The organism is Enterococcus sp. LJL128, assembly GCF_056924295.1.
The window spans coordinates 1-22,450 of record NZ_JBXPBP010000025.1 but is presented as its reverse complement, the minus strand read 5'-3'; the positions used below and the strand labels follow the sequence as shown (position 1 = coordinate 22,450).

At 38.7% G+C, this 22,450-nt stretch carries 19 protein-coding genes; all 19 read left to right on the top strand.

Annotation, left to right across the window (positions count from 1 at the left end):
- The first annotated feature begins 286 nt into the window (after window positions 1-286).
- The 19 genes from AC1Z3K_RS18005 to AC1Z3K_RS17915 all read left to right on the top strand — a co-directional run bounded on the left by AC1Z3K_RS18005 (window position 287) and on the right by AC1Z3K_RS17915 (window position 22,299).
- Window positions 287-691, top strand: coding sequence for a hypothetical protein (locus AC1Z3K_RS18005; RefSeq protein ID WP_426082053.1), 405 nt, complete (start codon window positions 287-289; stop codon window positions 689-691).
- A gap of 91 nt (window positions 692-782) precedes the next feature.
- Complete coding sequence (locus AC1Z3K_RS18000) at window positions 783-1,484, top strand: WxL domain-containing protein (RefSeq protein WP_426082052.1); 702 nt, start codon at window positions 783-785, stop codon at window positions 1,482-1,484.
- 68 nt (window positions 1,485-1,552) lie between these two features.
- Window positions 1,553-2,629 (top strand): WxLIP family cell surface protein, encoded by a 1,077-nt coding sequence (locus AC1Z3K_RS17995; RefSeq protein ID WP_426082050.1) that lies wholly within the window; start codon window positions 1,553-1,555, stop codon window positions 2,627-2,629.
- A 20-nt stretch (window positions 2,630-2,649) separates the two neighbouring features.
- Entirely contained in the window at window positions 2,650-2,988 is a 339-nt protein-coding gene (locus AC1Z3K_RS17990) for an EF2685/EF0750 family sortase-dependent surface protein (protein ID WP_426082049.1), read from the top strand.
- The gene (locus AC1Z3K_RS17985; RefSeq protein ID WP_461733496.1) at window positions 2,985-6,302 is read left to right on the top strand and encodes a WxL domain-containing protein; all 3,318 of its coding nucleotides are present in this window, start codon (window positions 2,985-2,987) and stop codon (window positions 6,300-6,302) included. The genes AC1Z3K_RS17990 and AC1Z3K_RS17985 overlap by 4 nt, the downstream gene beginning before the upstream one ends.
- Window positions 6,303-6,376: 74 nt before the next feature.
- Window positions 6,377-6,604, top strand: a complete 228-nt coding sequence (locus AC1Z3K_RS17980; RefSeq protein WP_426082047.1) for a hypothetical protein — start codon at window positions 6,377-6,379, stop codon at window positions 6,602-6,604.
- Between the two features lie 738 nt (window positions 6,605-7,342).
- Complete coding sequence (locus AC1Z3K_RS17975; protein WP_426082046.1) at window positions 7,343-8,299, top strand: sensor histidine kinase; 957 nt, start codon at window positions 7,343-7,345, stop codon at window positions 8,297-8,299.
- Window positions 8,289-9,050, top strand: a complete 762-nt coding sequence (locus AC1Z3K_RS17970) for a LytR/AlgR family response regulator transcription factor (protein WP_426082045.1) — start codon at window positions 8,289-8,291, stop codon at window positions 9,048-9,050. The genes AC1Z3K_RS17975 and AC1Z3K_RS17970 overlap by 11 nt, the downstream gene beginning before the upstream one ends.
- Before the next feature lie 462 nt (window positions 9,051-9,512).
- Window positions 9,513-11,363, top strand: a complete 1,851-nt coding sequence (locus AC1Z3K_RS17965) for a beta-glucoside-specific PTS transporter subunit IIABC (protein ID WP_461733495.1) — start codon at window positions 9,513-9,515, stop codon at window positions 11,361-11,363.
- Between the two features lie 63 nt (window positions 11,364-11,426).
- A complete protein-coding gene (locus AC1Z3K_RS17960; protein WP_461733494.1) occupies window positions 11,427-12,890 on the top strand; it encodes a glycoside hydrolase family 1 protein in 1,464 nt (487 codons plus the stop codon).
- 20 nt (window positions 12,891-12,910) lie between these two features.
- Window positions 12,911-13,750, top strand: coding sequence for a BglG family transcription antiterminator LicT (licT, locus tag AC1Z3K_RS17955; protein WP_461733493.1), 840 nt, complete (start codon window positions 12,911-12,913; stop codon window positions 13,748-13,750).
- A gap of 325 nt (window positions 13,751-14,075) precedes the next feature.
- Window positions 14,076-14,417 (top strand): PTS lactose/cellobiose transporter subunit IIA, encoded by a 342-nt coding sequence (locus tag AC1Z3K_RS17950; protein ID WP_426082041.1) that lies wholly within the window; start codon window positions 14,076-14,078, stop codon window positions 14,415-14,417.
- The gene (locus tag AC1Z3K_RS17945; protein WP_426082040.1) at window positions 14,410-15,804 is read left to right on the top strand and encodes a glycoside hydrolase family 1 protein; all 1,395 of its coding nucleotides are present in this window, start codon (window positions 14,410-14,412) and stop codon (window positions 15,802-15,804) included. Before AC1Z3K_RS17950 ends, AC1Z3K_RS17945 begins: the two co-directional genes overlap by 8 nt.
- 13 nt (window positions 15,805-15,817) lie before the next feature.
- A complete protein-coding gene (locus AC1Z3K_RS17940; protein WP_426082039.1) occupies window positions 15,818-16,108 on the top strand; it encodes a PTS sugar transporter subunit IIB in 291 nt (96 codons plus the stop codon).
- A gap of 4 nt (window positions 16,109-16,112) precedes the next feature.
- Window positions 16,113-17,429, top strand: a complete 1,317-nt coding sequence (locus tag AC1Z3K_RS17935) for a PTS sugar transporter subunit IIC (protein WP_426082038.1) — start codon at window positions 16,113-16,115, stop codon at window positions 17,427-17,429.
- Between the two features lie 199 nt (window positions 17,430-17,628).
- Window positions 17,629-19,482 carry a BglG family transcription antiterminator gene (locus tag AC1Z3K_RS17930; protein WP_426082037.1) on the top strand — a complete coding sequence of 618 codons (1,854 nt, stop codon included), beginning with the start codon at window positions 17,629-17,631 and terminating at the stop codon, window positions 19,480-19,482.
- A 307-nt stretch (window positions 19,483-19,789) separates the two neighbouring features.
- Entirely contained in the window at window positions 19,790-20,302 is a 513-nt protein-coding gene (locus tag AC1Z3K_RS17925; protein ID WP_426082036.1) for a hypothetical protein, read from the top strand.
- Between the two features lie 102 nt (window positions 20,303-20,404).
- Window positions 20,405-20,956, top strand: coding sequence for a TetR/AcrR family transcriptional regulator (locus tag AC1Z3K_RS17920; RefSeq protein ID WP_461733492.1), 552 nt, complete (start codon window positions 20,405-20,407; stop codon window positions 20,954-20,956).
- 458 nt (window positions 20,957-21,414) lie between these two features.
- Window positions 21,415-22,299 (top strand): hypothetical protein, encoded by an 885-nt coding sequence (locus tag AC1Z3K_RS17915; protein ID WP_461733491.1) that lies wholly within the window; start codon window positions 21,415-21,417, stop codon window positions 22,297-22,299.
- Window positions 22,300-22,450: the final 151 nt, after the last annotated feature.

Below are 22,450 nucleotides of genomic sequence, written 5' to 3'. Positions count from 1 at the left end.
GTACTATTTATAATCTTATATTAGTTGTTAGATTAAAATAAATATTTTTTGGAGTTTGCGAATAAAACAACAAAAGCGGTTATGCTCGATAAACGCTTTTAGTGTTATTGTTTTTATAACGGTCAACGTAAAATATGTCCTATTCATGTCGAAAAAGGAGATTGCTAAATTAAATCATTTAGAATAAACGTAGTTGACATGAACGAATATTTAATCAAGCATTTTCTGAAGCAATAGGAATAAAAGAAAATCATTTCTAGTTTTTAAGAATAGGAGGTTCTTTAAAGTGAGCTATTTGTGGGATTTTTCCTTTGAAGAACTTTTTTTGGCGGAAAATGGGAAGAACCTATTGAAAGAGCTGACTCATCGAGAGCAGCAATTGATTGGCGAGCTGTGTCAGATTTTTAAAGAAACAGCAGAGCAGAGCCGGCGGAGAATACAGCGAATTAATGCAGCAAGCTTCAAGGCAACCATTCCTGAGCTTATTAGAAATGACAGGATATTACACCTTTGCCTCATTTATAGTCTTGCAGTTCAAGAGCTTCCCTACATTAGACAGGAAATGCGTTTGCTGATTGAAAAGGAAATTGATATCTATTTTAAAGAAATGTATTGCTGTAGGAATGTTTATGGGTTCGAAAAGTATTCATTTATGAACCAACTTGCAGAAAGTTCAGCAACGCTTTTTTAGAGTAGTCAGTGACGGTTTTTTCCAGCTAAAAAAAGGAATATAGACATCTGTCTTTATTCATAAATAAAAAATTATTTGGAGGTATTATCTTATGAAAGTGAAAAGTGCTATCACAACTGCTGTAACAGCTGCAGCATTTGGAGGAATTATTTTAGGGGCGACTGCTTCTGCGCAAGAAGTGGATCGTCAGGATACAGAAGTTGGTATTGGCTTCGTTGATGCCCATATACCAGGAACAGAAGAAGGGGATTTACAATTACGCTGGGTGCCTAAAAAACTAGATTTCGGCAAGTACAATGATATCAATAAAAAGTATCAGGAGTTTGCGGAAGTTAGCGGCAACAGTTATTACGTCGTTGTTCGTGATACGCGTAAGGATGATTTAACAGGTACAGTTACAGATACAAATGAATGGGTTGTTAAAGCTCAGTTGGGAGAATTAACCGCGCTTTCAGGAACTACAACGAAGAAACTAGATAAAACAAAATTATTCTTTACATCAAAGGTTCACGGATATGATGGAGAAAATGATCCAAATACAGATGCAACAACAATTAAATCTGCTGGTGCTCATGCCACTGCTACAGGTAGTACTGCGCCAACTGCAGCAACAAGTACTGAGCTAACAGTAGGCGGTGCTTCAAAAGCATTATTCACCCAAAAAAATCAAGCGGCTTCAGCTGATTGGGCAGCATCTTTGGAAGATATCAAATTAGGTGTTGGTGGTAATGTTGGAGAAAAGGGTCTACATTATACAGGAACACTGACATGGACATTGGATGATACCATCTAATAATGAGCTGACAGCTGGGGACAGGTAACTGAGATGTCCCCTTTGCTGGATTTACGGAGGTTTTTAGCTTGATAAAAAAGAAGATAATGCAGCTATTGCTTGTTGTTCTGATTGGTATCATTCTACTGCCTTCTGCAATTATTGCAGAAGCTACAGATCAATCTGGTCAAAATAAAGAAGCTATTGGCTTCACTGTAAAACCAGTGCTGCCGAATAATCAAGTTGACAGCTCTAAAGGATTCTATTTTTTAAAAGTAGAACCTGGACAACAACAGAGCATTCAGTTAAGAGTGATTAGTACTAGGGAGGAAGCCCGAACGGTAAGGATTCATGTGAATGATGCAGTAACTTCAGCAGAAGGTTCAATTGAATACGGCATAGATGAACCAGAGCTGGATGAGAGTTTACAGTCTCCCATTTCAGAAGTTGTCACAGTACCAGAGTCTTATCGAGAAATAACTGTAGAGAATTTTGAAGAAAAGACAGTCCAGTTTGATATTGCGCCTCCCCAGGATGCTTTCACTGGAATTAAAGCAGGAGCCTTTCGTATTTTAGGTGTTCCGGAAGGTGAAGAGAAAAAAAAATCAGGTCTTACAGTTCAGACAGGCTACACAATTGGAATTGTTCTGACAGAAGATGCGGCGCAATATAATGCTGGTGGTAATCTAAATCTAAAAAAAACAGAGGTTATTCTTTCAAACGGCAGTAAAGTTATTGGTGTAACATTACAAAATGATCAGCCGAAAATCATTGAAGGGCTTGAACTGAAAGCGGAAATAATGAAAAAAGGTTCTACCAAAGTCTTATATAAGACGACAGGAAAAGACTTGGCAGTTGCTCCTAATAGCCGCTTTACTTATGAAGTGCCAATGGGGATTGATAACGTGACAGCAGGGAATTACACCCTTCAGCTCACACTGAAAAATGATGAAAAAGAATGGACATGGGAAGAAGATTTCCTAGTGACTGGTGAACAGGCAGCTTCGCTGAATGATGAAACGATTGACAAAATAATAACACCTTCATGGGTTTCACCAATGGCAATTGTATTGACCGTTTCGTTGGTTGGAACAGGCAGCTATTTGCCGTATCGACGAAAGAAAATCAAGAAAAAAAATAAAATTAGACGAAAGAAAAAGAAATAAGCAGGAAACGGAGGAAGGCGATGAAAGTCATAGTAAAGCAGTCAGTCTTACTGATGTTTATTTTGTTATCGAGCCTTTGCCTCATGATTCATCCGCTGACAGCTCTCGGGGAGTCAGTTGACAGCGGCGAGACGGAAGCAGGAATTGGCTTCAATACAAAAACAGTTGAAACTGCAGTCGAAGATTCAAGCAGTACACAGCTGCCCTCCAGCAACATTCCTAAAAAATACAACGGATTGAACTACTTCCCTAAAACGAATGAACGTCTGAATGTAGCTTTTATCCTTTCTGGGCTAGTATTGGTTTTATGGGTAATGATACTAGCAGCGCATAAAGAAGAGGAGGGGCAGGCTTTATGAAAAAGGTTAACCATTTTTTAATTAAAGCATTTCTGCTTCTTGTATTAACAGCTTTCAGTTTCCTTATAGAAAATACTAAAGCAGCGGCGACAGAGCTGGGTATGGAAGCTGAAACGGAGAAAGTGCTTGATGAGATGCAGCCTACTCAGGCCAGCGGCCAAAGTGGAAAACCTCAGACTCGTGCTGATGAGTATGTTACTATTCCTGATGATGTCTTGCGAGAGGAAATTATCTGGCGTTTAAACTATTATAACCATCTTAATTTGGTAGACAATGGTCCGTCAAACACAGTTACTCGGGAACAGATGGAGCTAATGACAAGTTTTTATTTTACTCGAGAAGCTGGTAAGAGTATCACTACTCTTGAAGGTATCCAATATGCAGTAAATATAAAGACCTTTGATTTAACAGGCGGAAGAATAGTCGAAGACAGCTTTACTTCTTTGCCTGCAGGATTTAATAAACTAAAATTGGAAGTTTTCAAAGTCAATGAGGGAGCATTAACGAATATTGACGAATTGAAAAATATGACGACACTTAAAGAAGTAACACTTAGTCATAATAATTTGAGCGACTTAACTGGATTACAGGGAACAATCAACCTTGAAACGCTCGTTGTTTCAAGATACGCTGACTACTATGCGAATCAAATGGATGGTATAAAAGATTTTACTGGTTTAGAAGATAGTACAAAGTTGAAAACAATAATTTTTTCCAAATATGATGATGATGCAGGTCCAACAAGAGTAGCGCACGGGGAGTCTGAGCCATCTTATGATGGACATGGATTGCAATCATTGAAAGGATTGAATTGTGCTGATACACTGGAAACTTTGAATCTTGGCGGACACCCAGGATTAAAAAGTCTGGATGGTTTAGAAAATTATAAAGCATTGAAAGAAGTAACGTGTGTTGGTGGACCTTCTTATAGCGGAAGAAGACAGGAATATATCTTCCCGCCAGCACTTGTTAATGATAAGTCTTTAAGCGTAGAGGAAAAACTGATATTTGAAACTGATACGCATACTGAAATGTATCGTGTGAGAGGACTACAGGGAGAGCATGCACTTGATGCATTGAAGAGCTGTCCATCACTTAAACAAGTAAATGTTGCTAATCAGGCAATTGAAAACCTCAACGGTTTAAGCGGTCATAGCGAACTAACCTATGTAAATGCTACTCGAAATCGAGTTTCTACATTGAAGCCTTTAGCAGATTGTCTGGCGTTGGAAGAGCTGTACATGGAGTTTAATCTTCTGTCGGATCTAAAGGGATTGAATCAATTAGATAAGTTGAGAAAGCTTGATTGTTCACAGCAAACTGGCGGTGCACGAACAACCAATGATTTTCAAGTAAACGCATATGTATCAAACTATGTTGTTGGTTTGTTGAAAGATATCACCGATTTGAACCCAACTAGCTTGGAAGAACTGCGTTGCTCCAACAATCGTCTTGTCTCGCTGGAAGGTTTAGAAGTGCCAGCCAAATTGAAATCCTTGTATGCGTATTCTAATAATCTATCTGATACAAAAGGACCTCTAAAAGGGTGTGTGTCATTAGAAGAAGTTCGATTAAGTAATAATTACTATAAAAGCTTTGCTGATATGGGCTTGCAGGATAGTAAAGATTCATTAAAGGAGCTTTATATTAATGAACAAGGCATAACCCCACTGACTAGTTCTATGACTAGCCACGCGGAGGGACGCTTGTTGTCAAGTCTGGAAGGCTTGGAAAACATGAATAAACTAGAAATATTTTTGGCAAATTGTAATTTGATTGATGATGCTAATATGCAGTTTTTACCCAGCACTCTAACCAACCTTCAATTCGATTACAATGAGGTGACTTCTGCAGGCTTTGCTCATTTAGGAAAAATGAAGGATGGAAACTATCTTTTTAGCAGTCTAAAGACCCTTTATGCTGATTCTAATTATATTGGGGATGTTCGGCCAATTGAAAATTTACCAGCATTGAGCATTATATTGATGAGAAGTCAGATTATTCGAATACCCCAGCATGGCGGCACTATGACAATTATTGATGACAGTCTTTTTAGAGGAATCGAACTGGATATTTTAAATACAGAGAGAAACCTAGCAGCATTGAGTATCAATAAAGGACCGTTTGGCACCTGGCATTCACTGGATCATCTGTTCCCAGAATTAAAAGCCGGGACACCAATTGTCAGAATTCGGGATGATCAGTATGATTTGTACAACGATAGCACACTGGTTGGTTTTGAATACACTTCATTCAGTACAGGAGCAGGTCAGCTGAGTAATGTGTACATTGACGGTCGGATTATCTATCCTGACGTTCCTTATGATTTAGCGAATGAAGCGGTATTGAGTATTATTCCAGATAAAACAGAAGTGGAAGTAGGCGACACGGTTACTTGGACTGTGACGCTAAAAGGAGAAAACGATCATCTGTTGAGGAAACCAAGATTTTTCAGTAGCCGCAATAATACAGCCGGGATAGTCAATCATACCCTTGAAACAGCCTATCCAGACCCTGAATATAAATATGGGGTTCGCATTGATATTAACGGTGTCCACTTGCCATTGGGCGGTGGTGTCTGGGGAACCAGTGTAAGTGAGTTAAACAAAAAGGTTAATAATGATAATGTAGCGGTAATCAAAATCGTTACTAGGGTGGGCAGTGGTAATCCTGGTGACGAAGTGAAATTTACTTTCGGTTCATCTGGAGATAATTATACGCGAAAAGATTGCTCGGCAGCAGTTACGATTAAATCCAGTATTTTGGAAGAACTGAGGTTGATTAAGGTACCCGATAGATTGGATTTTGGTCGCAACAATCAATCTGAGAAAGCTGCTAAAGCCTACAATCTCTCGGAGCAGGACTATGATGCTCAAGATAAAACAGATGGGTTCTATCTACAGGTTTATGATTCTAACCAAGGCAGCAACCGCACTGCATGGCAGGTATCAGGCAAATTGAGCCAGCTAAAAAACAGCAGCGGTCAACCGCTTGAAACGAGCGGTAAACACCCAGTGCTAACCTTTAAGGAGATGTCCCTTGAAAAAGTTGAAAAAGACAGTGCAGGAGTAGAAAAAATCACCGTCATTCCAGACACGGATACATCAGCTCCTGCATACTTAAAAGAGCTAAGCTTCATAGCCGGTGGGGAAAGCCGTTCTCTCTCAACCGCTGATATAAATAATGGTGCTGGCACATGGAATATACGGATCCCCTTCCACAATATAACTTTGTCTGTTCCGGAAAATGTCAGTGGGAAAGCCGGTTATGAATATTCTGGGCTGCTAACCTGGACATTAGATGCTGTGCCGTAAAGGGCAATCAAAATTAGTGTGTTTCATTTGTGTTTCTTGTGTGTTTATTGATAGAAAAGAAAGAGGGAGGGATTATGGAGACAATTTATTGGGTGTATATTTTTGGTAGTATAGCATTGTTATCGGTCGTCTTGTTTCTGTTATTCTATGTGAAAGATATGGATTTTATGCGGAAAATGCGGTTGAAGCGTAATTATCTTGTACCAAACTGGCTGTTTTTGCTTCTGGCGGTTGCAGCAGTTGGTTGTGTGGTTATTCTTTATCTAGATATCCAGAATCAGACTACCGCGTTGCTTCAGTAACAAAAAACTACTCATTTGCCAAGACTGGCAGCTGGTGCCAAAAGCAGCCGCAGCCTAGTCTTGGTTTTCACATAAACAGAATTGATAATCACTTCTGAATAGACTACTGTTATTTTTGTAATAAAGGATAGGAATGAATGTTGAGACAAATTTTAAATTAGAAGACTTCTACTAAGTAAGTCGTGATAAAATAAGGAAGAAAACATTCAATAAGAAAAGGATAAGATAGAAATGGTCTATTTTTTGATTGGCAACATGTCGTATTTAGAAGTAGCGTTCCTCTTTATTGTACAATTTCTACCCTTCAGTTTATTGCATATTTTAACAGTAAGATACTTATTTAAAGAGAAAATTTCCACTTTTATTTGTATTAGTGTGATGCTGGCAAGTGCGCTTTTCTCTGCTGTATATGGTTTTTTGATTTATCAAAACCATTTGGACGTTCTATTTATTCATGGTTTCATGATTATTTTTGTTCAGTCTATAGCATTTACAATTGTGTATTTTGTTTTATGGAAAAATGATTTGGAATTTCTGCTAGGTATGTTTTTATCTAGTCTATTTTCCATGTTCATACTTTCCATTTATCGTTTTATTTATCTATTTTTAGTTCAGTTCGATGAGTTGCTTTTGTTTTCCGATAAAATATTGAACATATATATATTATCAGCGTTATTAATGCTCCCTTTGGTAAGTAAAATTTATTTTTTTTTAAGAAAGAAATCAGGGTGCAACCTTTTGATTTTAGGAGTTAGTTATTTCTTTGTAGCAGTTTTTTTTAGTCTTCTCGAAATCGTATCAATTTGCCGATTTCCAGATGGAACAACGCATATTTTTGTTTCTGTTTTTTTCTTTGAAAGAAAGCTCTTTCTTTTGATTGCACCAGATGCGGTTGTTGTTCAAAATCCTTTTAAATACGAGTTGTCGTATTCGTGGATTTTACCTGGTCTTTTTATCATTGCTATTAGCGCGGTGCTGCTGCTATTTTTCCGAAATATTTATGTACAGCAGCAGCTGGCCGTTCAGCAGCAGCGGGAGGAAGAATTGCTGGAATATGTTCAGACAGTTGAAAGTTTGACTACTAAGGTTCGGCAAAGGCAACATGATTTTACCAATATGCTAATTTCATTGGGAAGCTACATCTATGAAGAAACAGAAAATGGGGAATTAAAACGCTACTTTGAAAAAATCTCTAGTGTCAATGAAGATGAATATAAGTTTTTTGCAGAGATGAGCAAAATAAAAAATCTCCATATCCCAGAGCTGAAAGCACTCATCTATACGAAAATGATGCGGGCGATGGAAGAACACACTGTATTTGATTTGGAAATAAATAAAGAGCTTCATGGTGTAAATATGGAAATGTTGGACTTAGTCAGAATTTTAGGGATTTTATTGGATAATGCATTGGAATCTGCAATAGAACATCCGAAGCCAACAGTAAGGATGTCTATTGTAGATGATGGAACCTCCATCATTTTTATCATTGCAAATACGACCGTAAATCAAAAAGCCTTAAGTATTATAGCAGAAGGTACTACGACTAAAGGCGGCTATCATGGATTGGGCCTGTCAATTGTGCGGGAGATATTGATTAAATATGAAAAACGGGTCTTTTTTTTGACTGAAAAAAAAGATGATCAGATTTTTCAACTATTCAAAGTAAAGAAAGAAGGCGAAACGAATGCCCATTAAAGTATATATATGTGAAGATTCCCCTAAGCAAAGGGAAGTAATTGAAAAAGCAGTTCTCTCCCATATTCTATTTTCGAAATCAATGATGTCTTTAGCATACTCAACAGATTCAGCAGAGGAACTCCTCAGCAGAATTGATCGGAGAAATGAATTAAATGTTTATTTTTTAGATATTGATTTACATAAAGGAGAAAAAATTAATAATGGGTTAGAGCTGGCACAAGAAATAAGAACATTTGATCCAGTAGGAGTGATTATTTTTATTACGGTTCACTCTGAGCTTACCTATTTAACCTTCCAGTACATGGTTAGCGCCTTAGATTTTATAGTAAAGTCACCCAATATAGATATTTCCAGTCGAATAAGAAAGTGTTTAAAAGTGGTGGAGGATCGTGCCGAGCTTGTTGCTAACGCCAGTGACTCAGGCATTCAATTGAGTACGAACAACGGCTTTGTTAATTTCTTGTTTTCAGATATTCTGTATTTATCAACAAATAAGTCGCATATCATTACTCTCCATAGTACAGACAATCAGGAATACCAAATCTATCATAAAACACTGAATATTCTTGAACAGGATCTAAAAGATCATTTTATTCGCTGCCATCGCAGTTTTTTAGTAAATAGTCGGGGAATATTCAGTATTTCCAAAAATTTCAGTGAGTTAATTATGAGAAATGGCGTTCAAATTCCGATAGCAACTAGAAAGAAGGCAATTGTCCGCAAAATGTATGAGCAATCCGTTCAATAAAGAATAAGAATCAAGCTAAACAGGTCAGAAGAAATTGTTTAATAGTATCGGCTGTTGTTTTACTGACTGTTTGAAGGGTAGAGAACGGGATGATGTTAAGTTGTTTCTCCATCCTCTTTTATAAAGAAGCGAGAAGCTTAGAAAGTTGAATACCAAATCTATAGACAGTGTTGGAGAATGCAATTAGCTTGTTTGACAAGGCAGTTTTTTATTGTCGCTAGGAAAATTTGAAGAAATTTAAAATAAATGTTTACGTTTACATTTATTTGTGCTAAACTGACGTTAATTAAACAGGCATGTGACTGGTAATGCAGGCAGGACCTAAATAAGTTGTTATCTTTTATATACTTTGTACGTGGTATATAGAAAATGTCGATTTATTTAGTTCTTGCCTGTTTTTGTATTTTGTAAGGCCAACAGAATACAATTATGTAGATTGAAAAAAGAAAAGAGGATAATCAAATGAATTATAAACAGACAGCAGCAGAGATTGTGTCCTTAATTGGCGGAAAAGAAAATGTTTCCCATCTGGAGCATTGCTCGACACGGCTGCGCTTTACTTTAAAAGATGACAGCAAGGTTCAAAAAGAACAGCTTGAAAAAGTGGCTGGCGTGATGGGGGTTAGACAAAACGTTCAGTGTCAGGTTATTATCGGAAATGATGTGGTAGAGGTCTATGATGAGGTCAGAGGTCTATTGGGAGAAATGAACTTAGAAGGCAGCCCATCAAAAAAACAGCAGAAAATTGGTTCAATTGTTCTGGATTTTGTTATTTCAATCTTCCAGCCGCTGGTTCCAGCAATTGCAGGCGGCGGGGTACTGAAATCACTACTACTGCTGGCTTCTCTATCAGGTATAATGAGTGATCAAAGTCAAACCTACCAGATATTAAATCTGATTGGCGGTGCGCCGCTATATTTCCTGCCGATATTGGTAGCGATGACAACAGCGAATAAGCTAAAGGTTAATCAATTAGTCGCAGTTTCAGCAGTGGGTGCATTGCTTCTGCCTGATATGACGGCAATGCTCGCAGAAGGGACAAACTTGTTCTCCTTTAATATTGAAAATATTACCTATGCTTCTCAAGTATTTCCAGCCATCTTAACCGTTTTGTTTTATGCACAAATGGAGAAGCTATTTACTCGATTCTCTCCAAAACCGATTCGGATTTTCTTCGTACCGATGATGAGTCTGGTGATTACCGTACCAATTGCTTTACTGATTTTAGGGCCTCTGGGCTATAATGTCGGTACAGCATTCTCTTCCGTAATTATTATGATGTACGAACAGTTTGGCTGGGTGGCTACAGGGCTGCTGGCAGCAGTCCTGCCATTGATGGTAGTAACTGGTATGCATAAAGCAATGATTCCTTATGCGGTTTCTTCTATGAGTGAACTGGGTGCGGAGCTTTTATATCTGCCTGCTTCTCTTGCGCACAACATTGCGGAATCCGGGGCCTGTTTTGCGGTAAGTATTAAAACCAAGGATAAAAAGTTACGCTCTACGGCTGTTTCTGCAGGGATTTCTGCCTTGTTTGGAATCACAGAGCCTGCATTATATGGTGTAACCATTTTAAACAAGCGTGTCTTATATGGAGTTATGGCTTCTAGTTTAATCGGCGGAGCCTTTGCCGGCATCACAGCAATTAAAGCTTTCGCATTAGTCGGACCGGGAATTGCGAGTATCACCATGTTTGCGGATAAAAACAATCCAATGAATTTGACGTTTGCCTTCGCAGCGCTTGGGCTTTCTTTTGTAGCAGCCTTTATCTTAGTTCTGTTTTTATATAAAGATAAGGTTGAAGCTGGTGAGACAGAAAGCAAAAAAGAAAATTTCTTTGACGGCGAGTTGGCCAGTACCGTTATCTCAAGTCCGGCAGTCGGTAAAGTAATTCCGCTGTCTGAAGTAAAGGATGAGGTTTTTTCTAGCGGTATGGTTGGTGAAGGTGTAGGAATTATTCCGGAAGAAGGTATCTTAACAGCACCTGAAGATGGGGAAATTACGATGGTTTTTGAGACCAATCATGCGATTGGTCTAAAGACAAGTAACGGAGCAGAGCTGTTATTTCATATCGGGCTGGATACAGTTCGTTTAGAAGGAAAAGGCTTCAAGGCACTGGTCAAAACCGGCGATCTGGTGAAACGTGGACAAAAGCTTGTGGAATTCGATTTGGAAATGATACAGGCAGCAGGCTTTGATCCAACGATTATCTGTGTAGTAACCAACAAAGATAAGTTTACTATTACTTCTTTTAATGTTGAAGAAACGGTGACTAATGATTCAGATATCTTAGCAGTGACACAGCTGGTATAAATAAAAAAGCCAATAGATTTGATAAAAAATAAATGATGTTCATCAGTAGAGGAGAAGAATACAATGACAAATGAATTCCCTAAAGATTTTTTATGGGGCGGCGCAATTGCTGCTAATCAGGTAGAAGGTGCCTGGAATGTCGGCGGCAAAGGGCTATCGGTAGCAGATATTGCTTCCTACAAGCCTCATGTAGACAACAAAGATTATGCAGCTCATATGCACATTTCAACAGAAGCAATAAACGAAGCGGCAGCTGATCAAACTGATAAATGGTATCCTAAGCGTAGAGGGATTGATTTTTACCATCATTACCAGGAAGATCTAGCTTTGTTTGCAGAGATGGGCTTCAAAACATTGCGTTTATCAATTGCCTGGACGCGTTTGTTTCCAACTGGGGAGGAACAGGAACCAAATGAAGAAGGGGTTTTGTTTTATGAAAATGTCTTCAAGGAAATGAAACGCCTGAACATTGAGCCCATTGTCACTTTATCCCACTATGAAATGCCTTTAGCACTTAGCTTGAAGTATAATGGCTGGGTAGCACGTAAGGTAATTGATGATTTTGTCCGTTTTTCAACAGTTTGTTTTGAACGCTTTGGAAAATACGTTAAATACTGGCTGACCTTTAACGAAATTGACAGTATTCACCGCCATCCGTTTACAACTGCAGGAGTCGTTCCGGATAAAAGTAAGGAAGGCGAGCTTGAACAGGATGTTTATCAGGCGCTTCATCATCAATTTGTGGCGAGTGCGCTGGTTACAAAAATTGCCCATGAAAAAATTCCGGGCTGTCAGGTAGGGTGTATGCTGACAAAGCTGATGACCTATCCGCTGACGTGCGCACCGATTGATGTCGAGCTGACACTCAAGAAAAACTTGGAAAATAATTTTTATGCGGATGTTCAAGTGAAAGGGGAATATCCACGTATGATTAAACAGGATTTGAAAAAACGTGGAATAACCATTAAAATGGCAGCAGAAGATGAACAAATCCTTAAAAAGCACACGGTTGATTTTGTTTCATTCAGCTACTATATGTCGATGGCTGAATCTGGAGATCCAAACGCAGAGCGGACGCCGGGAAATACTGTTTTAGGTGTGAAAAATCCCTATCTGCCGTCTACAGACTGGGGCTGGCAGATCGATCCGAAGGGACTAAAAATAGCCCTGATTGAATTATATGACCGCTACAATGTTCCTCTGATGATTGTGGAAAATGGTATGGGAGCTGTTGATCGGGTAGAAGATGGAAAAATTCATGATCCCTACCGGATTGACTACTTTAAAGCCCACTTCCGCCAAATGAAGGAAGCCATCGATGAAGGTGTAGATTTGATTGGCTACACTAGCTGGGGACCGATTGATTTGGTGAGTGCCGGAACTTCACAGATGACAAAACGCTACGGTTTTATTTATGTAGATGCAGATGATGAAGGCAACGGAACGTATGAGCGGCTGAAAAAAGACTCTTTCGACTGGTACAAAGAAGTAATTGCAACAAATGGTGCCTCGTTGGCTAAAGAATAAAGAGATACGGAGGAAAACAAGTGAAATCAATAAAAAAGGTATTGAATTCCAGTGTTGTTCTCGTTGAAGAAAATGGTCAGGAAATGATTGCTCTTGGTAAGGGCATCGGCTATGGAAAAAAGCCTGGAGAAGAAATTTCCGGGGAACAGGTGGATAAGATTTTTCTACCTCTTGAAGAGAAGAAATCGGCTCAGATTTTGGATTTGGTTGCAGAGATTCCCCTTGAGTTTTTTGAAATGACACGGGATATTGTTGCTCAAGCTGAAAAAGAGCTGGGCAGAAAGCTCAATTCAACGATTTATCTGACGTTAACCGATCACTTGAATTTTGCAGTAGAACGGGCGCAGGAAGGGCTGAACATTGTCAACCGATTATATTGGGAAATTAAAAGCTATTATCCTAAAGAGTTTCAGGTTGGACAAAGCGCCTTGAGTTTGCTAAATAAAAAGTATCAGATTGAACTGCCGAAGGAAGAAGCGAGTAATATAGCCTTCCATTTAATTAACGCTCAGTCAGAGGACAGCGAGCATGGCGACGGCTTCAAATATGCTAAAATGATTGGCGGAATTGTTAACATGGTTCGCTATTCGCTGCAGCAGGATATTGATACAGAATCCGTCCATTACACGCGCTTCATTACCCATGTCCGTTTCTTTGTAGAAAGATACTATTCAGATAAGCTGTTGGATGATGGGGAAGAGGAGCTTTATCGGCAAATGTGGATTCTTTATCCTTCAGCGATGGAAAATGCGACGAAGGTCAAGGAATACATTGAAAAGGTTTATAAAACCACCATCCCAGATGAAGAAATTGTGTATCTGGGCGTTCATATCAATCGATTGATGAAGCATTCGATTTGAAAACATAAGGGAAAGAGTTTAGGCGATAATTAAATGCCTAAACTCTTTCTTTGTACTAATTTCGAATAACCGGCTTCTATGTTGTGACTCTTGTTTCGCTTCAATCCTCGAATTAGGAGTAGCCGTTGAAATTATTAGGAATAAGCGTTTATGATTCAAGCTTGCTTTTTGCGAATTGAATACTTAGAAAATGACAGTTGCCACAATCAAAAGTGGAAATCAGAGATGATTTCTGCTTTTTTCCACTTCCAAAGTGGAAAACAAAAAATTTAAGTTGAATTGAAAACGTTTTATAGTAAGTATAGAACAACAAGGAGGTTTGGCGATGCAGGAAATGAATGAAGTGAGTACAGAATTGGACTCGATGGCAATTATCCTACATGCAGGTAATGCGAAAAGCAGTGCCTATGAAGCGTTAATAGAAGTAAAGCAAAACAATCATGAATTATTTGATAATAAGTATGCTGAAGCAAAAGCAGAAATTAAATTGGCTCATAAGGCCCATGCGGAGCTGCTGCGGAAGCTGTCTTCAGAAGACAGAATGAAGGATGTGGATTTGTTGCTGGTTCATGCAGAAGGGCATTTATCAGCCACAGATATTGCTGTGGATATGATTGGCGAATTAGGTGAACTATATAAATGGAAGGAGACAGTAGAGAATGGATAAAAACTTTTTGTGGGGCGGCGCAACGGCTTCTTATCAGTGTGAAGGTGCTTGGAATGTGGATGAAAAGGCAGAATCAATGTGGGATTATTACCTTCATGAGGAAAATATGGAAAACGGAGATGTTGCCAGTGACCACTATCACCGTTATGAGGAAGATATTCGCATGATGAAGGAAGGCGGACAAAATTCTTATCGCTTTTCATTGGCATGGCCTAGAATTATCAAGAATCGTGAAGGAGAAATAAATCCGAAGGGAATTGAATTTTATCATCGTGTACTGGATGCTTGTAAAAAATATGGGATTGAACCTTTCGTAACGCTGTATCATTGGGATTTACCTCAGTATTGGGAAGAAACGGGCGGCTGGCTGAACCACGATGTCTGTGAAGCATTTGCCCATTATGCAAAGGTCTGCTATGAAAGCTTTGGTGATAAGATTGTAAACTGGACGACCTTTAACGAACCGAAATGGTTTGTAGTCAACGGCTATAAAATCGGTAATTATCCGCCAGGTTATCAAGATACTCAAAAAACGATGACAGCAGCTTATAATGTAATGTACGCTAGTGCTTTAGGAGTGAAAGCCTTTAGAGAAGGCGGCTATCCAGGTAGAATTGGCATCGTTCACAGCTATACGCCTGTAAACGGTGTTGATGAGACCATTGAAACAAAGGTAGCGATGCGTTATGCCGATAATTATTGTAATAACTGGATACTGGATACCGCAGCATTGGGAGAATTTCCTATTGATTTGGTTTCAGAGCTTGCCAGAAATCACGATATTAGCTTCATGAAAGCAGACGAGTTGAAGATTATTAAAGAAAATACTGTCGACTTTATTGGTTTGAACTACTATTCGAGAACCTTGGTAAAACCTTATACTGGCGGCGAAACACAGCTTAGGTTTAATCATACAGGGAAAAAAGGCGAAAGCAAGGTTTTAATCAAAAACTGGTTTGAGCAGGTAAAAGACCCGAACAATGAAACTACGGAATGGGATACGGAAATTTATCCTAAAGGATTGGAAGATGGTCTGATTGAAGCTTACAGCCGCTATAAACTGCCGTTATATGTAACGGAAAATGGGATTGGCGTAAGAGAAGATGTCACAGTAGAACGAGTCAACGATGACTATCGAATTGCTTTTATGAACGATCATATCAATGCGATTATGAACGCTATAGATAAAGGCTGTGACGTTAGAGGGTATTATGCGTGGGCGCCATTTGATTTGTATTCGTGGAAAAATGGTGTAGAGAAACGGTATGGGATTGTTGCTGTAGATTTTGAAAAGCAGCAGGAGAGAAAGCCAAAAGCCTCTTATTATTGGTTTAAAGAAGTGATTGAAAGCCAAGGGAAACTAATCAGCCGCAGAGAATTTGACTAGGGAGTGGAATGAAATGAAAAAGATTATGTTAGTTTGTAATGCAGGGATGTCAACAGGCATCCTTGCCAAAAAAATAGAAGCAGCCTCTGGCAACACCGTTTCCGTCAGTGCCTATAGTGAATCGGAGTATAAAGACTACTTGACAGACATTGACCTAGTTCTAATTGGTCCGCAGATTCGCTTTTTAATGCCTCAGATTGAAGCAGCCGTGGATGTACCAGTTCAGGCAATTTCACCAGTTAAATACGGCATGATGGACGGAAAAGGTGTCTATGAAGATATCCAGAAACTAATAGGAGGATAAAACGATGGGATTTAGTACAGTAAGTGAAAAAATGGATCGATATATCTCACCTTTAGCCAATAAGCTAAGCCAGCAACGCCATTTAAAAGCAACCAGAGATGCCTTTATGTCCATGCTGCCGATTACATTATTCGGCTCTATTCCGATTATCTTGAAAGCGGCTCCAGTGACTGAAGATACAACCAATGGGTTTATACTGGCATGGGCAGACTTTGCTGAAAAAAATAGTATGGTGCTGAACTGGATTAGCGGCGTTACCTTAAGCGCTATGTCTCTGTTTATCTGTGTGGGCATTACCTATTATCTCTGTCGTCATTATAAAGAAGATATCCTGCGTCCAATGATGTTTGCGATTGCTGGCTTTCTGATGCTGGTGCTTGAGCCGCTGAAGCTGGGATGGGACGGTAAGGAAGTAGAAATCAGCTTTCTTGATGGGCGGGGAATCCTGCTGTCCATCTTTGTCGCAATCGTCACAGTAGAGGGCTATCATTGGATGCGCAAGAAAAATATTGGCAGAATTAAAATGCCGGATAGCGTACCTGCTTCATTGTCGGAAACCTTTGCAGCACTGGTGCCGGGTCTTATTTTATTGAGTTTTTTCTCGTTGATTTTTATCATCTTTCATTCGATGGAAACAACAGCTGTTAAGTTTTTATATGATATTATGGCACCTAGCTTTAAAGCGGCTGACAGTTTGCCGTTTACTATTCTAATTATCTTCCTGATTCATCTGTTCTGGTTCTTTGGAATTCATGATGCCGCTTTAGCAGGGATTTTAGGACCTATCCGCGATGGCAACCTTTCAATCAATGCAGCAGAAAAGATGGCAGGCACAGATTTATCTCATATTTTTACAACTCCATTTTGGACGTATTTTGTTATTATTGGCGGCTCCGGCTCCGTACTGGCATTGTCATTGCTGATGATTCGTTCAAAATCCAAGCAGCTGAGTACAGTTGGGAAAATCGGGTTTCTACCTTCAATTTTCGGTATTTCAGAGCCGATTATCTTTGGGACTCCACTGATGTTGAATCCAATCTTCTTTTTCCCGTTCATTTTTACTTCTGTTTTTAATGGCATAGTTACGTATCTGTGTATGTCATGGGGAATTGTTGGTAAAACATTCGCAGTATTCTCATGGCAGATGCCGGCGCCTATAGGAGCATTTTTATCAACCTTGGATTGGCGAGCTGTCGTTTTGGTCTTCGTATTAATTATACTGAATGGTCTAATGTATTATCCGTTTCTTAAGATTTATGAAAAAAATCTGGTTACGCTGGAAGCTGAGTCCACAGAGAAATCGGTTGAAGCGGAAGGATAGACGAGGATTCGTTGAAGAAAGGTTAGAGTAATTCTGACCTTCTTCTTTGTTATATAAAATAAAATTTATTTATAAAAAACATGCTTTTCTGTCAAATAAATTTAAAGGGAATCATTTTTAGATATTGAATCATCTTTAGAATAGGTGTTATTTTATGGTAGTAAATGCTATACTTAAAAAACAGACTGGGGGAAGCTGAATGACTATTTCTAAGAGACAAAGTGAACTGCTGCAACAGTTAAAAGAACATCAGACAATGCTGACAGCTGACAGCCTTTCAAAAGCCTTAGGTGTTTCCTCAAAAACAGTTCGAAATGATATCAGGCAAATCAATACGGCTTTTCAGCCGCCGGTTATTGAGTCAAAGGCCGGCAAAGGCTACTTTTTAAATGATGTCAATCATCAGCTGGATAAGCTTTTAACAGAAGCGGAGCCTCAAAACCTTCAGTTTGAGGTTCTTAATCGAATCATTGATGCTCAGAAAACAGATTTTTACGAGCTGGCGGATGAATTTTATATGAGTGAGTCTACTCTTGACCGGATGATTAAAGCCCTCAATCGAGTGATTGCCGAAAGAGATGAAACGCTGTGTATTGTGCGTAGGCATAATCAATTATTGATTGAAGGCGAAGAGGAGCAAAAGCGACAGATTTTTAATATATTTCTTAATCAGGAAATTGAAAATCATAAGTTAAGTCTAGATAAATACGCGGACTACTTTGAATTTTGTGATTTAAAGGCATTATCCAGACTGATTATCACCTATCACAAAGAGAATCACTTTTCTATGAACGATTTTTCAACTATTTCATTCATTCTACATGTAGCTGTATTAATTGAAAGAATCAGTAAAGGAAGCTATGTGCAGGCGGATCGGCTGCGGCAAAGCGATGAGAAAAGCCGGCTGCTGGCAGAGCAGTTTGCTCAGGAGCTGCAAAAGAAAATGGCAATCACAATTCCGCCTCAGGAGATGTATTATATCGCCCGGTTGTATTCAGGCAAATTTATTTTGGCAGAGCAGACAAATGAACACCAGTTTACTGAGATTGTTCAACAATTATTAGAGAGTGTTGCCTTCAATTTTCATATTGATTTTTCTGCTGATGAGCGGATGAAAGACTATTTAGTGACTCACTTATCTGCTTTGTATAAGCGGTCTGTTCAAAAACAATATCTGACAAATCCATTGACAGAAGAGATGAAAAACAAGTTTCCTTTCATCTATAATGTGAGTGTTTACGCAGCAGCATTTATTCAAAAGACACTGGATGTTACCTTTCCTGATGATGAGATTGCCTACATTGCTTTGCATTTTCTTTCGGCTTCGGAAAATATCAGTTATGGGAAAAAAAGGAAGCTGTTGCTGATTTGTCCGTATGGTGCAGCTAGCCGCAGATTAGTGCGGAATAAGCTGAAAAAAATGACGAAATATTCAATTGAACTACTAGAATTATCTTCGGTGTTCGATTTGGAAACAGCGGAGATGGAAGATGTTGATTTAGTAGTGACGACAGAGGAGCTGACTTTGCCAAAAAAGCTTCCTGTCTATCAGTATGGGACCTTTTTTAGTGATGAAGATGTAAAAAAAATTCAGCTGCGGTTAGATGAGCTGCAGGATTCTGAGTCAATTTTACATAAGTTTTTCAAAGAAGAGCTGTTTTTTCCTGCTCAGAGTTTCAAAACCAGAGAAGAAGTCATTCGTTTTTTATGTCGGAATCTGACGAATCTAGGTTACTGCGAAGCAGACTATGAAGAGCGGGTTTTAAGCCGTGAACAGCTTTCCAGTACCTCCTATGGAAATTATTATGCCATTCCCCATGCGATTCAACGAAGTGCGCTGAAAAATGCGGTAACTGTCTGCTGTCTGGACAAGCCGATTGACTGGGGTGGTAATCGAGTCCGACTAGTGCTGCTTCTGGCGCTGAAAGAGGAACGGGACACTTCTTTTGAAGAGCTGTTTAGTCAGCTGGTTAAAATCTTGGACGAGGGCAGCTTTGTTAGGAAATTATCAAAGCAAACGAACTTTGAAGCCTTCATTGAACTGTGCCGTTAAACCCGAAAAAAACTACAAGTAAAATTAGTTGAGACAGGAAGAAATTTGATAACCCGCCGTAATCGAAAAATTATACAGCAGCTTTACGCTCACTGCATTGTTCTCACACTAAAGAGGCAAGACATGAGCGTTTTTTCTATATGTATCTAGAAGTACAAGAGCTAAAAAGTATTAATCTATTAGTGAGTATTTTCCTTTTTAATTGATTTTTGGATTGGATTGACAGGTTATCTCTGGTAGCATATACTTGTTTTTGAACGGCGTTCAAAACGGCGTTCAACTAATTTTCTATAGAAGGATGAGCAGAATGGAAGCAATTAGAATTATTCGACTGCCTAAGAGTAAAGCAGTCACAACTGGGTACGCATATAATGAAGAACCTTTTCAGCGAGGAGGTAAGCTGGAAGCCTTTGACTCTTTTTGGAGTGCCCTTGACAAAAAAAGAAAAGATAGATGGTATACCAGAGACTATTTAATGTATGGCCGTGAGCAGGACGCAATGATTTGGTACTATGCCGTTCCTGATGATTTTGAGCAGGATGTCTCTCCGTGGGAAATAACTGAACTGGAAGGCGGTTTGTATGCCTGTGCTTTGGCTAAAGCGGATAGCTTTGAAGATGAGCAGCGGGTTTTTGGTGAAATTAGACAATATATTGTAGACAGTAAAACGTTTGTTTTAGACGAACGGGAAAACCATTACGATCTCTGCACAGTGACAACTCCGCCTGAGGCAGCAGAGGTCATGGGATACAGTCAATTGGAAATTATGGTACCGATTCGCTTAGCCGCTGAAGTAGGGCATTCAGAAAGCAAGTCGTAAAAAGACATGTGTGACAGACGACAATACTGGGAAATAAAATAGAAAAAATTATGAAGCTGTATGCTGATAGTTTGAAAAACGACAGCTATTTTGGAGGTTCTTATGACTATTCATGAAGATGTAATAGAGCGAATTATTTCAAGTGCCATAGCACTTATTCAGGAATCTGATGGAAATATTAAAACAGTGACGACAAGAATGATAGCTGAACGGGCCAACGTTGCGGTAGGTGCTATAAATTATTACTTTAAAACAAAAAACCAGCTAATAGAGATTGGGCTGCAGCGGCTTGCTGAAAAACAGCGCGAAAAATTTACATTCGCTAATTTACCTGTTGGAGATTTCGATAGTATCGTTCTTTGGGGTCAAGAGTTTGCAGATAGCTTGTTTGAAAATCCAGCAGTTTCAGAAATTGCTATTTTAGAAAACATGAAAAATCCGCAGGAAATGGATGCTACTGCTGAAAACATCAAACAACTAGCGGCTGTTGTATCAGAAAATGGTAAGATGGATTCTTCTGTTTTTACCATCGTTACTGTATTGCAGACAGCTTTTCTAAGAAGACATCAGAGTCGTCTGGAGCTTGGCTGTGATTTTATGGTAAAAGAACAACGGGATCGCTTTGTAGAAAAAATGGCAGCAATCTTTTTTTAGAATGAAAAAAGATAGAATAACGAGACTAGTAAACACGAATGAATAGTATTTTAGCAATGGGGAGTTCTGAGAGCAGAAGTCTCCTTTTTTAGTTGTACTGGGAAGCTATCGGCAGGGATTTCTACCTGACTTCAAGGATCAAGAAAACAGAAGATGGAGTGAGAAGTATAATTAATACAATCAAAAATAAAAGGGAAGCTCCTCTTTAATGAAAAATGTTGATTCTTAAAAAAGAGTGTCTGTGAGGAAATGTTGTAGTGAGAGTACATTTCAATTGCTAAAGGTAAATACACAATTAATTGAAAGTGTTGATATATTATTCTCATAAAATTAACTTTTATTCACTATTTATGAAAAAAAGAAACGTCAAAAGTTAAAAAAAAGTGATATAATAAATAAGTAATCGCCTCGATTTTGGTGATTAAGAATAATTTACAACAAAGAAGGAGTTAATTCAGATGAAGAAAAAAATTAGTTTTACAATGTTAGGAATGTTCGCTTTATTGGCAATTGGAGGAAATGAAGCACAGGCTATAAATGTTAATGATGTTCTGGATAACCGAGATTACGTATCATTTTCATCAAAGGCAGCAGGTAATCTGTTCTCAGGTTATCTTGATGACCAAGAAGAAATAGATTTATTTGAAAATTTTGGTCTTTTTAAAAGGGAAAATCTGGAAAATAAGAATTTTGAACACTCTGGTTGGGAAATGGGAGCTTACAGCTTAGATGGATTTCAGTATCTTAGAGGTCTGGACAATTACGAAATGGATGGTACGTATGCAGTGGACTATCGACCGCTAGGAACCCTAACTCAATTAAGAACATTTACTGACTGGGGAAGTCCAAGTTATTCTATCGATTTCTTAAAAAATCTAACGCAGTTAGAAGAGCTGACAATTGATTTTAATTCTAATTCTGGTCAGCAGTCAAGTTATCAAAATGAAGAAACTGGGGAGACAGAGTATCTTGATTATGGAAGTAACCCAGACAAGAATTTGCCGCCAGTGTATGATATTAGTGTATTGGATAGTATGCCAAATCTTAAAAGAGCCCGAATTAGTACTTGGAGATATGCCCAGCCAATCGTCTTAAAAGAAGGAATAACAGAATACCAATACATTGCGCCTATCGTATTATCTGACCATTTCGCTGATGCTGAAATCAACTTTAGCAGTTCTGACAGAAATGCAGTCTTTTCTGAAGAAGATGGAGTTATGACTTGGAGCGATATTTCCCCCTATGCTGAAGAAATTCAATTTAGCTGGTCAGTATCAAAAAGAGTAGCTGGAGAGACTTTCTCATTTACTGGTACAACTTTAATTCCTATTATCAGGAATTAAAAAAATAGAATAAAATATGAAAGTGAGTGGGACAATAGTCAGAAGAAAATCTGATTATTGTCCTACTTTTTTGATTTTAGGGTACACAAAAAGCACGCAACCGTGTAAGATTAAAGTGACTAAACCAAATCAAAAGGAGCGTGCTTTTATG